This window comes from Pseudomonas sp. 2995-1, assembly GCF_002742505.1.
In the GTDB taxonomy this organism is placed as follows: domain Bacteria; phylum Pseudomonadota; class Gammaproteobacteria; order Pseudomonadales; family Pseudomonadaceae; genus Aquipseudomonas; species Aquipseudomonas sivasensis.
Genome location: NZ_LJSA01000315.1, coordinates 1 through 410, shown reverse-complemented (window position 1 = coordinate 410; position 410 = coordinate 1). Strand labels below are relative to the sequence as shown.

The following is a 410-nucleotide window of genomic DNA, read 5'->3' as shown; positions in this document are numbered from 1 at the left end:
AAGTTACATGTTTCTATATTGTGGCTCTTCTTGCTCAATTTGCTGTAAGCGTGGAGTCAAAGTATCCACGATAGTTTGTGTTTGTTGAGCCATATCTTGAAACATTTGTTTTGCTTGTTGGTTTTCTGTCTGCAAGGCGAATGTTTCCAAGCTAGCTTGAGCACTTTTTAACCCTGCTACTGTCTGTTTTACTTGAGTAGCTACAGTCATCGTAGTGACCTCCCTAAAAGAAGTGGTATTACACTATTTAATATTTGTAATAATGAACAGATAGTATACTGGGAATTGTTAGGTTTTGAGTCCTTTACGACATCAGCCAAGTTCAATTGACTACGTTGAGCAATTAGATATTATAAAAAAATGGGAGAGATTTTAAATGACGTTAATGAGTATTTCTGAAATTGAAACGC

The 410-nt window shown here is 35.6% G+C and carries 1 protein-coding gene; it reads right to left on the bottom strand.

Annotated features, from left to right (window positions below; translation table 11 throughout):
• Positions 1 to 3 precede the first annotated feature (3 nt).
• Entirely contained in the window at positions 4 to 210 is a 207-nt protein-coding gene (locus tag AOA61_RS06125) for a DUF1657 domain-containing protein (protein WP_099601345.1), read from the bottom strand.
• Between the last annotated feature and the right edge of the window lie 200 nt (positions 211 to 410).

Bases quoted from the DNA above. Each gene is read 5' to 3' on its own strand.
- AOA61_RS06125 (WP_099601345.1), bottom strand. From the start codon at position 210: ATGACTGTAGCTACTCAAGTAAAACAGACAGTAGCAGGGTTAAAAAGT.